The sequence below is a fragment of the Streptomyces endocoffeicus genome (assembly GCF_016741935.1).
Taxonomy (GTDB): Bacteria; Actinomycetota; Actinomycetes; order Streptomycetales; family Streptomycetaceae; genus Streptomyces; species Streptomyces endocoffeicus.
The window spans coordinates 1,777,257-1,790,453 of sequence record NZ_JAERRG010000001.1 but is presented as its reverse complement, the minus strand read 5'-3'; the positions used below and the strand labels follow the sequence as shown (position 1 = coordinate 1,790,453).

Here is a 13,197-nt window from a genome sequence, read left to right as displayed (position 1 = left end):
TCCTCGACCCAAGGAGCCCTCATGTCCATCGGCCTCTCCGTCCACATCGGACTCAATCAGGTGGACCCCGCGGCGTACGACGGCTGGAGCGGTGAGCTGGGCGCCTGCGAGCAGGACGCCGTGGACATGGCCGGGCTCGCCGACTCCGCGGGGTTCGACGTGACCGGCCCGCTGCTGAGTCCGGCCGCCACCGCGGAGACGGTCACGGCCACCTTGGAGGCCGCGGCCGGGCGGCTGGCCGAGGGGGACATCCTCTTCCTCACCTACTCGGGCCACGGCGGCCAGGTGCCCGACCTCAACCACGACGAGACCGGTGACCGCCTCGACGAGACGTGGGTGCTGTACGACCGGCAGCTGGTCGACGACGAGCTCTTCGAGCTGTTCGGGAAGTTCGCCAAGGGGGTGCGGATCTGGCTGCTCTCCGACAGCTGCCACAGCGGCACCGTGGCCCGGCGGCTGCCCGACATGCTCAGCCCCCAGGAGCTCGACCGGCGCTTCAGCACCGCCGACCCCCAGGAGGTCGGCCGCAGGATCCGGGCCATGCCCCAGTCGGTGCAGACCGCCGTCTATCGGCGCGACCGCGACGCCTACGACCGGATCCAGAACACCCGCACCGCCAAGGACCTCGCCAGGATCGACGCCAGTGTGCTGCAGATCTCCGGCTGCCAGGACAATCAGACCTCGGCCGACGGGATCGTCAACGGGCTGTTCACCGGTACCCTGCTGGAGGTCTGGCGGGGCGGTGCCTTCGCGGGCAGCTACCGTGGGCTGCATCGGGAGATCGTCAAGCGGATGCCGCCCGACCAGACGCCCAACCTCTTCCAGGCGGGTGCGCCGAACTCCGCTTTCGCCCGGCAGCGGCCCTTCACCATCTGAACCGGGATCTGAGACCGTGCCCATGTCATATCCGTGTGCGGCGGCCCGCCGGGCGAGGTATGACAGTAGGAGGGCACGGCGAGCCGGTGAGGTGCCGGTATGACGACGCATGACCGTGTGGACCCGGAGGAAGAGGCGGCTATCAGCAGCATGGCGACCGGCCCGGGAGGGGTGCTCGACCTGCTGCGGGTCGCCGCCGTGGCCCTGGACGTCGAGGGACGGATCGCCCTCTGGAGCCCCGAGGCCGAACAGCTGTTCGGCTACCGGGCGGCCGAGGCGCTGGGGCGCCGCGCGGACAAGCTGCTGGTCCACCCGAAGGACCGTCGGGCGGCCGTGGAGCTCTTCGCACGCGTGCGGGCGGGCGACACCTGGTCCGGCGTCTTCCCGGTCCGCCGCCCGGACGGCTCCACCCTCAAGGTGGAGTTCCGCACCATGGGCCTGCGCGACACCCACGGCGAGGGCTACGCCCTCGGCCTGGCCGCCGACGAGGGGACCGTACGGCTGCTGGAGACCGACCTGGCCGTCTCCGGCTTCCTGATCAAACAGTCGCCCGTGGGGCTCGCGGTGTTCGACACCGAGCTGCGCTGGCTGCTTGCCAACCCGGCCCTCCAGCAGATGAACTCGATCACCGAGTCCCAGGTGCGCGGCCACCGCCTCGGGGAGGTGCTGCCGGGGCTCGACGTCCAGGCCATAGAGGGCGCGATGCGGCAGGTGCTGGAGTCCGGTGAGCCGCTGCTGGACCAGCAGAGCGTCGGCCGGACCCCCGCCGACCCCGACCATGACCACGCCTGGTCGGAGTCGTACTACCGGCTCGAGGACCCCAGCGGCCGGATCCTGGGCATCGCCGTCTCCATCATGGACATCTCCCGGCGGCACCGGGAGACCAGCGAGATCGCCGAGGCGCGGGAGCGGCTGGCCATGATCGCCGACGCGAGCGTCCGCATCGGCACCACGCTGGATCTGCGCCAGACCGCCCAGGAACTCGCCGATGTGACCGTGCCCCGGCTCGCCGACCTCGCGGCCGTCGACGTCCTGGACTCCGTGGTGCACCGCGAGGCCACGCCCCGGGTGTGGACCGACGGCTCCGCCCGCTTCCGGGCGCTCGCCGTCGCCGCCGGGTACCCCACCGACGCCGTCCACGCGGCGGACCCGGTCGGGCAGATCGCCCGCTACGAACCCACCCGGCTGATCACCCAGTGCGTCCGCGAGGCCCGGCCGCTGCTGGTGCCGCACGTGACCGAGAAGGACGTACGGCGGATCGCCCGGGACGACGACGCCGCCAGGGTGCTGCTGCGCGAGGGTGTGCACTCGTACCTCGCCGCCCCGCTGATCGCCCGCGGCAGTGTGCTCGGCACCCTCAGCCTGCACCGCACCATCAACCCCAGGCCGTTCGACGAGGAGGACCTCACCCTCGCCTGCGAACTGGCCATCCGCGCCGCCCTGTGCATCGACAACGCCCGGCTCTACGCCCGCGAACGCGACGCCGCGCTCACCCTCCAGCGCAGCCTGCTCTCCCAGCAGCCGCGCGACCTGGACGGCCTGGAGATCGCCTCCCGGTACCTGCCCGCGGTCAGCGCCGCCGGCGGCGACTGGTTCGATGTGCTGCCCCTCCCGGACGGCAAGGTCGGACTGGTGGTCGGCGATGTCATGGGCAAGGGCATCCACGCCGCGGCCATCATGGGCCAGCTGCGCACCGCCACCCGGGCCTTCTCCCGGCTCGGGCTGCCCCCGGCCCAGGTGCTGTGCCATCTCGACGAGATCACGCCCAGCCTGGGGGAGTCCATCGCCACCTGTCTCTACGCGGTCTGCGATCCGCGCACCGGACGGTGCGAGATGTCCACCGCCGGCCATCTGCCGCCGGTGCTGGTGCATCCCGGCGGCGACGCCGAGCTCATCGACATCCCCACCGGCGCCCCGCTCGGCGTCGGCGGCGTCCCCTTCGCCTCGGTGGAGCGGGAACTGGCCGAGGGCGCGCTGCTGGCCCTGTTCACCGACGGCCTGGTGGAGAAGCGCCATCAGTCCCTCGACGTGGGGCTGCACACCCTGGTCCAGCTGCTGCGCCGCCACCAGGGCCCGCTGGAGCGGATCTGCGACCAGGTGCTGGCCGCGCTGCACGGGGCGCCGGACGACGATGTGGCCCTGCTGCTGGCCCGGCTGCGCCGCCCTCGCCTGCCGGAGAAGTCCGTGGTTACCGTGGAGAGTGGCTGAAGAAGGGCCGACCCGTCACGCACTCCACCGATGAGATGACGTCCGCATGGCTCAGCTCGCCCGCCGCTCCGGCGTAGTGATCACTCTGGTGGCCCTCGCCCTGGGGGCCACGGCCTCCCTCGCCGGTGCCGCGGAGCCGATCCCCAGGCCCACCCCCAAGGTCGCCGTCATCGGCACCGGGGGCACCATCGCGGGCGTCAGCAGGACCAAGGTGTCCTTCGACGACTACCGGGCGGGGAAGCTCCCGGTGTCCCGGCTGGTGAACGACCTCAGACCCGAGGTGAACCGGATCGCCGACGTGACCACCCAGCAGTTCGGCAACAAGGACTCCAACAACTACACGATCCCCGAGTACCGCCGGCTCACCGCCGCCGTCGACCACGCCCTGAAGTTCAACGACGGGGTCGTGGTCACCACCGGCACCGACACCATGGAGGAGTTCGCGTACTGGCTGGACCTGACCGTCCGCAGCGACAAGCCCGTGGTGCTCACCGGCGCCATGCGGCCCTGGACGGTGATCGGCTCCGACGCCCCGGCCAACCTCTACAACGCCATCCACCTCGCCGCCAGCGGCCGGACCACCTGCTTCGGCACCGTGGTGATGCTCAACGACCAGATCCACGCCGCCCGCGAGGTGCGCAAGTCCGACACCCTGCGGCTGAACGCCTTCAGCAGCGGCAGCAGCGGAGAGCTCGGCGTCATCGACCAGAACCACATCCGCGTCAACCGCGCGCCCGCCCGGGTCGAGCAGTGCGGCAAACCCGGCTGGAAGACCCCGTTCGACCTCGACCGGATCGCCCGGCGGCCGCTGCCGAAGGTCGACATCGCCTACAGCTACCAGGGCGCCGGACCCCAGGCCATCAAGGCGTTCGCCGACGCCGGGGCGGCCGGGATCGTCACGGCGGGCACCGGGGCGGGCGGACTCTCCCCGGCCATGACCGAGGCCCGCGACGACGCCGTCAAGAACGGGGTGGTCATGGTCTCCGCCTCCCGCACCGGCTCCGGCGCGGTCTACGACCCCGATGTGCGCGGCGTCATCGGCGCCCAGGACCTGACCCCGCAGAAGGCCCGGCTGCTGCTGCTCCTCTCGCTCGCCACCACCCACAACGAGCACCGGATCCAGACCTGGTTCCACACCCTGGGCACCGGCCAGTTCACGGTCCACCACTAACTCCGGACGCCGTTGGGGCGTTGACGGTCCGCCCAGGTACTCACGAGGACCGGGTTGCGGCCGCATCGGCGCCCTGCGGGGTGGACGGTCAGCGGGCCGCTGAGCTCGGTGCGGCGCCGGCCGTGCGCAGCGCGGACAGGAACGCGTCGACTGGTTGCGCGCCGGAGAGGCCGTACGCGCGATTCAGGACGAAGAAGGGCACGCCTGTCGCGCCGAGCGCCTGGGCCTCGCGGGAGTCCTCCTGGACGTCGGCCGCGTAGGCGTCCCCGGCGAGTACGCGGCGCACCTCGTCGGCCGGCACGCCCGTTTCGGTCCCCAGCCGTACGAGCGTCTCCACGTCGTCGACAAGCTCGCCCTCCATCAGATACGCGCGCATCAGCCGCTCGTGCATCTCCGCGCCGAGGCCGTGGACGCGGGCCAGCTGATTCAGGCGGTGGGCGTCGAAGGTGCTGACGGAGATGGCGCGGTCGAAGTCGAAGGCCAGCCCTTCCTCCGCCGCCAGCTCCACGACCTGCCTGGACATCGAACGGACCTGGGCGCGCGAGACTCCCGTCTTCCTGGCCATGGCGTCGTACACCGGCTCCCGCAGGCCGCTGCGATGGGTGGGGTCGAGCTGGAAGCTGCGCCACACCACTTCGACGTCGCCGTCGTGCTCGAACCGGCCGAGTGCCTTGTCCAGCCTGCGCTTCCCGATGTAGCACCACGGGCACACGACGTCCGACCACACCTCTATGCGCAACTGCCGCTGACCGCTCACAGCGTTCATGGACCCCTCCAGGGTGGGTTACTTATTGTGCGTAACCTCAGTCTGCGACAGCATGAAAGGAACCGGAAGGAGGCACCTCGATGTCAGCGGCGAACATGGATGTACCCGAGACCATCAAGGCGACCGATGACTGTGCCGTCCGTGAGGTGCTCGACCTGGTCGGCGACAAATGGAGTGTGCTGATCGTCGTCCTGCTCGGCCGGCGCACGCACCGCTTCAGCGAGCTGCATCGCGCCATCGAAGGGATCAGCCAGCGCATGCTCACCCTGACCCTGCGCGCGCTGGCCCGCGACGGACTCGTGACCCGCACTCCGCATGCGACCGTGCCACCCCGGGTCGACTACGAGCTGACCGAACTCGGCCGGACCCTGCTCGCCCCGCTCACCGCGCTGGAAACCTGGGCCGACACCCACCGCGACGAGATCCGCGCTGCCCGCCGACGCCACGACGACGCCCTCCAGTCAGAGCCAAGGTCGTGAGACAGAACTGCCGTGTCCCTCAGATGAGATCATGACCGGCGGGCCAGGAGCCCGTACAGCAGCGGGATCCGCGGCGCCGGCAGCCGCCACCAGCCGGACGCGGCGCGTGTCATATGGGGCCAGCGCGGCCAGGGCAGTTCGGGGCTCTCGCGCAGTCGCCGGATGTCCAGCCCCGCTTCGACCAGGGCGTTGACGACCTCGTCCAGTCCGTGCATCCACTCGTAGCTGTCGGTGGCGCCCTCGACGGCCGGGCCGTCGGTGTAGGTATGCGTCGCGTCGCGGTGTACGGGGCCGTTGCCGCCCAAGTAGTCGTGGCGGAGCAGGAGTTCGGGCCCCGCTCCGGGGGTGGGCTTCGGGCCCAGTGAGTTGAGGAGCGGGTGGAACTCCACGAGGTACAGGTGGCCGCCGGGACGCAGCAGTTCGGCGACGACGCCGGCCCACCGGTCCAGGTCGGGGAGGTAGCACAGGGCACCTTTGCCGGTGTAGACGACATCGAACCGCCGCCCGCCGAGGGCCCGCACGGCGTCGTACACGTTGGCCCGCACATAGGTCACGTCGAGGCCCGCACGCGCCGCGATGCCGGTCGCCGCCGTCACGGACGCCGCGGAGAAGTCGAGGCCGACGGTCCGCGCCCCGCGCTGTGCGAAGGCGATCGTCTCCGTGCCGAGGTGGCACTGCAGGTGCAGGACGTCGCGGCCGGCCACCTCGCCGAGGTCGTCCCACTCCCAGGGGGCGAACCAGCGGGACGGGTCGGGCTCCTCCTCGACCCCGTAGAACCGGCTGGCGAGATGGACTGTGGTCCGGGCGTCCCAGTTCGCCTGGTTGGCCCGCATCATCCGCTCGTACGCGTCGGTCATGAGCTCACTATGGCAGGCACCCACGGAGGCGGGCGTGCCGGTGGCCGCCACCCGTCGCGCCGCCCGAACCGCCGGTGGTCCGGGGGCGAGCCCGTCTCACGGGCGGGCGGGCGGCCGGGGCGCGCCGCCGCGGAACGTGGCGCGGTAGGCGCTCGGTGACACCCCGAGGGCGGTGTGCAGATGCTGCCGCAGCGAGGCGGCGGTGCCGAAGCCCGCGTCCGCCGCGATCCGGTCCACCGGCAGATCGCTCTCCTCCAGCAGCTGCCGGGCGCGCTCGATGCGCCGCTGGGTCAGCCACCGCACCGGGGTCGTCCCCACCTCGTCCCGGAACCGCCGGGAGAAGGTCCGTACGCTCATCGACTCCCGTTCGGCCAGCTCCCGCAGGGTCAACGGACGGTCGAGCCGGGTCAGCGCCCAGGCGCGGGCCGCGCCGGTGGAGCCGCCGCGCCGCTCCGGCACCGGCCGCCGGATGAACTGCGCCTGGCCGCCGTCGCGATGCGGGGCCACCACCGAGGCGCGGGCCACCTCGCCCGCCACCGCCGCGCCATGGTCGCGCCGGATGATGTGCAGGACCAGATCGATACCGGCGGCGTCCCCGGCCGAGGTCAGCACCTCGCCCTCGTCCGCGTAGAGGACGTCCGGGTCGAGCGCGACGGCCGGGAACAGCTCCCGGAACCGGTCGGCCTCCTGCCAGTGGGTGGTCGCCCGGCGGCCGTCCAGCAGCCCCGCGGCCGCCAGGACGAACGCCCCCGTGCAGATCGAGGCGATCCGGGCACCGGGGCGGATCCGGGCGAAGGCGCCGGTGAGCTCGGCGCCCAGCTCGCCCTCGGTCTGTGGCGCGTCCGGTTCGTTGGCGGCCGGGACGAGCACGGTGTCGGCCTCGGCCAGCGCCTCCGGGCCGTGTGCGACGTTCATCGTGACGTCGGAGTCCGTACGCACCTCACCGGGGACCAGCGCGCAGGTCACCACCTCGTACAGCGGCTCGCCCGCGGCCGATACGGCCCGGCCGAACAGCCGGTGCGCGATGCCCAGCTCGAACGGCAGCAGCCCGTGGCGGACCAGCACCGCCACCCGATGGCGGCCGGGGTGGGTGAAGACGGACATGGCGCGATTCTCGCAGCCGCCGAGGATCCGGCCGTCACTTCTTGGCGCGGCTCGGCTGCACCCGCTTCGGCTCGCCCGCCATCTTCGGATGCTCCGGCGGATACGGGAGGTCGCCCAGACCGTGCTCCCGCTCGTCCCGCGCGGCCAGCTCCAGCGCGGCCTCCAGTCGGAAGGTGTGCTCGTCCATGTCCGCGTGCACATCGCCCAGCTCGCGGTAGCGCACCGGCATGGTGGCCAGGTCGAAGTCGCGCGGCCGGGCGTCGGGGACCTCCGCCCAGCGCAGCGGCGCGGAGACCGGGGCATGGGGGCGGGGGCGCACCGAATAGGCGCTGGCGATGGTGCGGTCGCGGGCCGTCTGATTGTAATCTACAAAGATCTTTTGGCCGCGCTCCTCCTTCCACCACTTGGTGGTCACCCGCTCCGGAGCCCGCCGCTCCAGCTCCCGCGCGATCGCGATCGCGGACCGCCGCACCTGGGTGAAGGTCCACTCCGGCGCGATCGGGACGAAGACGTGCAGCCCCCGGCCGCCGGAGGTCTTGGGCCACCCCCGCAGCCCCAGCTCGTCCAGCACCTCGCGCAGCTCTCCGGCCGCCCGCACCGCGTCCTCGTAGTCGGTGCCCGGCTGCGGGTCGAGGTCGATCCGCAGCTCATCGGGGTGTTCGGTGTCCCCGCGCCGCACCGGCCACGGATGGAAGGTCAGGCTGCCCAGGTTCGCCGCCCACACCACGGCGGCCGTCTCGGTGGGGCAGATCTCGTCCGCGTGCCGCCCGCTGGGGAAGGAGATCCGGCCGGTCGGAATCCACTCCGGGAGGTTCTTCGGGGCCCGCTTCTGGAAGAACGACTCCCCGTCCACCCCGTCCGGATAGCGCTCCAGCGTCGTCGGCCGGTCCCGCAGCGCCCGCAGCGCGCCCTCGCCGACCGCCAGGTAGTAGCGGGCGAGGTCCAGCTTGGTGAACCCGCGCTCCGGGAAGTACACCTTCCCGGGGTTGGTCACCCGCACCGTGCGACCGCCGACCGTGAGCTCCACCGACTCTCCCATAGGGACACGCTAGGCCCGCCCGCCCGGGGCCGCCTCCCGGCGGGCGCCCGGCCCGCCACAGGAGCACAATCGGAGGTCATGGACCTTCCGGTGATGCCTCCCGTCGAGCCGATGCTGGCCAAGGCCGTGGCCACGATCCCGCCCGGGATGGTCTACGAGGGCAAATGGGACGGCTTCCGGGCCATCGTCTTCCGCGACGGGGACGAGATCGAGATCGGCAGCCGCACCACCAAGCCGCTCACCCGCTACTTCCCCGAGCTGGCCGAGGCGCTGCTCGCCAACCTCCCGCCGCGCTGCGTTCTGGACGGCGAGATCGTCATCGTGCGGGAGGGGCGGCTGGACTTCGACGCCCTGCTGGAGCGGATCCACCCCGCCGACTCCCGGGTACGGATGCTGGCGGAGCACACCCCGGCCGCCTTCGTCGCCTTCGACCTCCTCGCCCTCGGCGACGCCTCGCTGCTGGACACCCCGCAGAGCGAGCGCCGCGCGGCCCTCACCGAGGCGCTGCGCGGCGCCGAGGCCCCGGTGCACCTCGCCCCCTGCACCGACGATCTCGAGGTGGCCCGGCAGTGGTTCGAGCAATACGAGGGGGCGGGGCTCGACGGCGTCGTGGCCAAGCGCCCCGACCTCCGCTACCGCCCCGGTGAACGCGTGATGGTCAAGGTCAAGCACGAGCGCACGGCGGACTGCGTGGTGGCCGGGTACCGCGTCCACAAGTCCGGCCAGGGCATCGGCTCCCTGCTGCTCGGCCTGTACGACGACACCGGCCGCCTCCAGCACGTGGGCGTCAGCGCCGCCTTCACCGCGCGCCGCCGCCAGGAGCTGTTGGCCGAGCTGGAGCCGCTGCGCATGGCGACCGTCGAGGGCCACCCGTGGGCCGACTGGGCGCGAGAGGAGGCCCATGCCCAGGGCCGGATGCCGGGCGCGCCCAGCCGCTGGACCGGGGTCAAGGACCTTTCGTGGGTGCCGCTGCGCCCGGAGCGGGTGTGCGAGGTGGCCTACGACCACATGCAGAGCCGCCGCTTCCGGCACACCGCCCGCTTCCGGCGCTGGCGGCCGGACCGGGAGCCCCCGCAGTGCACCTACGGCCAGCTGGAGGAGCCGGTCTCCTACGATCTGCGGCAGGTGCTGGGGCCGGCCCCGGGGGCGTAGCCGCCCCGAAGGGGCGCGGGGCTGTGTCGATGTGCGGCTCCGCCGCGCGGGCGCGACCAGCCACGACGGCGCCGCAGTCGGCCGACGACCGTAGTCACCGCTTGCCGCCCCGGGCCGGGCGCTTGGCCATCCGTACGAACCAGTCGCGCGCCGCCTCGGCGGCCTGCTCCAGGGTGCCGGGCTCCTCGAAGAGATGGCTCGCCCCGGGCACCACATGGATCTCCTGCGGGGCGGCGAGCATGGCGGCCGCCTGCTGGTTGAGCCGCAGCACCTCGTGGTCGTCACCGCCCACGATCAGCAGTACCGGCGCCCGCACCCGGTTCAGCGCGCCGCCCGCGAGATCGGGCCGCCCGCCGCGGGAGACCACGGCCGCCACCCGCTCCGGCCGCTCCGCGGCGGCCGTCAGCGCCGCCGCCGCGCCCGTACTGGCGCCGAACAGCCCCACCGGCAGCCCGGAGGTGGCCGGGTGTCCGTCGAGCCAGTTCACCGCGGCCCCCAGCCGGCGGCCCAGCAGTGGGATGTCGAAGCGCAGCTCGGCGGTGATCGCGTCCATCCGCTCCTCGGCCTCGGTGAGCAGATCGAACAGCAGAGTGGCCAGATCCGCGTCCTGCAGCACCCGGGCCACCGCGCGGTTGCGCGGGCTGTGCCGGGAGCTGCCGCTGCCGTGGGCGAACGCGACGACGCCGATGGGCTGCTCGGGAAGGGCCAGATCGCCCACGAGCATGGCGTTGTCCGCGGCGATACGGGCGGTCTCGGAGCGCATCGGCCACCTCCTGCCGGGGGTTGCGCGGGCTGGTGCCGCCGCTGGGCGGACGGGTCGCTGGGTGGGCTGCCGCTGGGCGACGGGCTGTCGCTGTCGCTAGGCGTAGGCCATGAGCCCTTGCCGCAGCTCGCTGTAGAGCCGCGAGAGCCTGCGGGATATGTGCATTTGGGAGAAGCCCAGGATCTCACCGATCTGGCTCTGCGAAAGCCCCGCGAAGAACCTCAGATAGAGCACGTAGCGGTCCTGCTCCGACAGTTCGGCGATCAGCACCCGCAGCGCCTCGCGATTGACGACGCGTTCGATCGCGGCGTCGTCCGCGCCCACCGTCTCGGCGAGCAGCCGCTCCTCGGCGCCCTGTACGGCGGCGTTGAGGGAGAGCGGGGTGCAGGAGGCGCTGGCCTCCAGACCGGCCTTCACATCCTCCTGGGGCATACCGGTGCGCAGACAGATCTCGTGGATGGTGGGGGTGCGCCCGCCGAGCTCCTGCTCCAGCGCGTCGCGCGCGGAGCGGGTGCGGGAGCGGACCTCCTGGATGTTGCGGGGGATGTGCAGCGTCCACAGATAGTCGCGGAAGTGGCGCTTGAGCTCACCCGTGATGACGGGGATCGCATAGGAGGGGAAGGCGTGGCCGAGGTCGGGGTTGTAGCGGTCGACGGCCTTCACCAGGGCCAGCGAGGCGACCTGGGTGAGGTCCTCCATGTTCTCGCCCTTGTTGCGGAAGCGCAGCGCCAGGCGTTTGGCGACGGGCAGCCAGGCGCAGATGATCGCCTCGCGCAGCGCGTCGCGTTCGGGCCCGGACGGGAGCCGGGACAGACGCAGGAAGGCACCGCCGGTGTCGGGAGTGTCGTCATGGCGTCGTTGGCGAGTCGCGGTTGCTGACATGGTCACTCGCCTCCGTGGTCCGATGTCACGGCGGTCGCCACCAGATTCGCATGGGCCCTAACACCTCGCAATTCGACCAAATTGGTGATGGTATGAGCGCCTTTGGGTGGTATCTGGGTTTAAGGCGCTTCGTTCCGGTTGCGGCGGGGTATCCACACGGGATGAACGCACGCCTTCGTCTCGCCCAGCAGCCCGAGGCGGACGCCCTGCTCGAGCGCGACCCCCTGGCCCTGATGATCGGGATGCTGCTCGATCAGCAGGTGCCCATGGAATGGGCGTTCTCCGGTCCGTACACCATCGCGCGGCGCCTGGGCAGGGACGACCTGGACGCCCAGGAGATCGCCGCCCATGACCCCGAGGGGTTCGCCGCGCTGCTGTCGGAGAAGCCCGCCGTGCACCGTTACCCAGGCTCGATGGCGGGGCGCGTCCAGCAGCTGTGCCGGTATCTGACCGAGCACTACGGGGGCGATCCGACCGCTCTGTGGCGCGATGTCTCCTCCGGCCAGGAACTGCTCCGGCGGCTCAACGAGCTGCCCGGCTTCGGCAAGCAGAAGGCGCAGATCTTCCTGGCGCTGCTGGGCAAGCGGATGGGGGTGCGGCCGGAGGGCTGGCGCGAGGCGGCCGGGGCGTACGGCGAGGAGAGCGCGTATCGCTCGGTCGCCGATATCACCGGGCCCGAGTCGCTGGACAAGGTCCGCGCCCACAAACAGGAGCTCAAGCGGCAGGCGAAGCAGGCGAAGGGCGGCGCCTGAGGCGGGTCATCCGCCTGAGGCGGGGCGGCGGGTCATCCGGGGCGGGGTTCTTCAGGCGCGGGGTTCCTCAGGCGGTGCCCAGCGAGTCCCGCAGGGTGTCCACGGCCAGGGTGAGCGCAGCCCGTGCGGCCCGGGTGTCGCGCAGCGCGTCCAGCATCAGGAAGTCATGGATGATCCCCTGCATCCGCAGGGCGGTGACCGGCACCCCGGCCTCCCGCAGCCTGGCCGCGTACGCCTCGCCCTCGTCGCGCAGCACATCCGCCTCGCCGGTGATGACCAGGGCGGGCGGCAACCCGGCTAGCTGGTCGGGGGTGGCGCGCAGCGGGGAGGCGGTGATCTCGGAGCGCTGCGCCGGGTCGGTGGTGTACTGGTCCCAGAACCACTTCATCGCCTCACGGGTGAGGAAGTAGCCCTCGGCGAACTGCTCGTAGGAGCCGGTGTCGAAGGCGGCGTCGGTCACCGGGTAGAAGAGCACCTGCCGCACCAGCGGCAGATCGCCGCGCTCCTTGGCGAGCAGGGTGAGGGCGATGGCCATGTTGCCGCCCACCGAGTCCCCGGCCACCGCGATCCGGGAGGCGTCGAGCCCCGCGCCCTCGCCGTGGGCCACGATCCACTGGCCCACCGCGTAGCTCTGCTCCAGCGCCACCGGGTAGTGGGCCTCGGGGGAGAGGTCGTACTCGGGGAAGACGACCGCGGCGCCCACCCGGACCGCCAGTTCCCGGACCAGCCGGTCATGAGTGTGGGCGTTGCCGAACACCCAGCCCGCGCCGTGGATGTAGAGAATCGCCGGAAGGGTGCCGACGGCCTTCGGAGGGCGCAGGATCCGCGCCCTGACGCCACCCGCCGGGACTCCCCCGACGCTGATCCACTCCTCGTCCACCTCGGGTTTGGGCACCTCGCCCGACTGCACCTCGTCGAGCGTGCGACGGCCCTCGGCGGGCGTCACCTGGTACGGATACGGCGGTTTGGCGGTGGCCTCGGCGAACGCCGCGGCGGCGGGTTCGAGGACGGGGCGGGCCGGAGCGGTGGTGGCCATCTGCTTCTCCTTTGCCGGTCCGGTTCCGTCCGACGATCTCACCCTGGCCGCCGCGGCACCCACCGCTGTTACGCCACCCGGGCGCTCACCGACCCGGTGAGCCCACCGGGTC

At 72.2% G+C, this 13,197-nt stretch carries 13 protein-coding genes; 6 read left to right on the top strand and 7 right to left on the bottom strand.

Features of this window, described 5'->3' with window-relative positions:
• Positions 1-21 precede the first annotated feature (21 nt).
• The 3 genes from JK364_RS06770 to JK364_RS06760 all read left to right on the top strand — a co-directional run bounded on the left by JK364_RS06770 (position 22) and on the right by JK364_RS06760 (position 4,255).
• Positions 22-876 carry a caspase family protein gene (locus JK364_RS06770; RefSeq protein ID WP_201848380.1) on the top strand — a complete coding sequence of 285 codons (855 nt, stop codon included), beginning with the start codon at positions 22-24 and terminating at the stop codon, positions 874-876.
• Between the two features lie 99 nt (positions 877-975).
• Positions 976-3,084, top strand: coding sequence for a SpoIIE family protein phosphatase (locus tag JK364_RS06765; RefSeq protein ID WP_230991339.1), 2,109 nt, complete (start codon positions 976-978; stop codon positions 3,082-3,084).
• A 46-nt stretch (positions 3,085-3,130) separates the two neighbouring features.
• A complete protein-coding gene (locus JK364_RS06760; RefSeq protein ID WP_201848378.1) occupies positions 3,131-4,255 on the top strand; it encodes an asparaginase in 1,125 nt (374 codons plus the stop codon).
• Between the two features lie 88 nt (positions 4,256-4,343).
• Here JK364_RS06760 and JK364_RS06755 read toward each other — a convergent pair whose 3' ends face one another.
• Positions 4,344-5,021 (bottom strand): DsbA family oxidoreductase, encoded by a 678-nt coding sequence (locus tag JK364_RS06755; protein WP_230991338.1) that lies wholly within the window; start codon positions 5,019-5,021, stop codon positions 4,344-4,346.
• Between the two features lie 80 nt (positions 5,022-5,101).
• Here JK364_RS06755 and JK364_RS06750 point away from each other — a divergent pair, with 80 nt between their 5' ends.
• Positions 5,102-5,500 carry a winged helix-turn-helix transcriptional regulator gene (locus JK364_RS06750; RefSeq protein ID WP_201848377.1) on the top strand — a complete coding sequence of 133 codons (399 nt, stop codon included), beginning with the start codon at positions 5,102-5,104 and terminating at the stop codon, positions 5,498-5,500.
• 29 nt (positions 5,501-5,529) lie between these two features.
• Here the strand turns inward: JK364_RS06750 and JK364_RS06745 are convergent, their stop codons facing one another.
• From JK364_RS06745 to ligD, 3 genes are all read right to left on the bottom strand, one after another.
• On the bottom strand, positions 5,530-6,357 hold the full coding sequence (locus tag JK364_RS06745; protein WP_201848375.1) for a class I SAM-dependent methyltransferase: 828 nt from the start codon (positions 6,355-6,357) through the stop codon (positions 5,530-5,532).
• Positions 6,358-6,453: 96 nt separating this feature from the next.
• A complete protein-coding gene (locus tag JK364_RS06740; protein ID WP_201848373.1) occupies positions 6,454-7,461 on the bottom strand; it encodes a GlxA family transcriptional regulator in 1,008 nt (335 codons plus the stop codon).
• Between the two features lie 34 nt (positions 7,462-7,495).
• A complete protein-coding gene (gene ligD / locus JK364_RS06735) occupies positions 7,496-8,500 on the bottom strand; it encodes a non-homologous end-joining DNA ligase (RefSeq protein WP_201848371.1) in 1,005 nt (334 codons plus the stop codon).
• Positions 8,501-8,578: 78 nt separating this feature from the next.
• On the opposite strand from ligD, the gene JK364_RS06730 reads away from it, so the two are divergent.
• On the top strand, positions 8,579-9,652 hold the full coding sequence (locus JK364_RS06730; protein WP_201848369.1) for an ATP-dependent DNA ligase: 1,074 nt from the start codon (positions 8,579-8,581) through the stop codon (positions 9,650-9,652).
• Between the two features lie 94 nt (positions 9,653-9,746).
• Here the strand turns inward: JK364_RS06730 and JK364_RS06725 are convergent, their stop codons facing one another.
• Together JK364_RS06725 and JK364_RS06720 are read right to left on the bottom strand one after the other, a co-directional pair.
• Positions 9,747-10,415: a dienelactone hydrolase family protein gene (locus JK364_RS06725; RefSeq protein ID WP_201848367.1), complete on the bottom strand. Its 669-nt coding sequence runs from the start codon at positions 10,413-10,415 to the stop codon at positions 9,747-9,749.
• A 96-nt stretch (positions 10,416-10,511) separates the two neighbouring features.
• Positions 10,512-11,297 (bottom strand): sigma-70 family RNA polymerase sigma factor, encoded by a 786-nt coding sequence (locus JK364_RS06720; RefSeq protein WP_059146221.1) that lies wholly within the window; start codon positions 11,295-11,297, stop codon positions 10,512-10,514.
• Between the two features lie 161 nt (positions 11,298-11,458).
• On the opposite strand from JK364_RS06720, the gene JK364_RS06715 reads away from it, so the two are divergent.
• Positions 11,459-12,049: an HhH-GPD-type base excision DNA repair protein gene (locus JK364_RS06715; protein ID WP_201848365.1), complete on the top strand. Its 591-nt coding sequence runs from the start codon at positions 11,459-11,461 to the stop codon at positions 12,047-12,049.
• A 67-nt stretch (positions 12,050-12,116) separates the two neighbouring features.
• On the opposite strand, the gene JK364_RS06710 is transcribed toward JK364_RS06715, so the two are convergent.
• Complete coding sequence (locus JK364_RS06710; protein WP_201848364.1) at positions 12,117-13,085, bottom strand: alpha/beta hydrolase; 969 nt, start codon at positions 13,083-13,085, stop codon at positions 12,117-12,119.
• Positions 13,086-13,197: the final 112 nt, after the last annotated feature.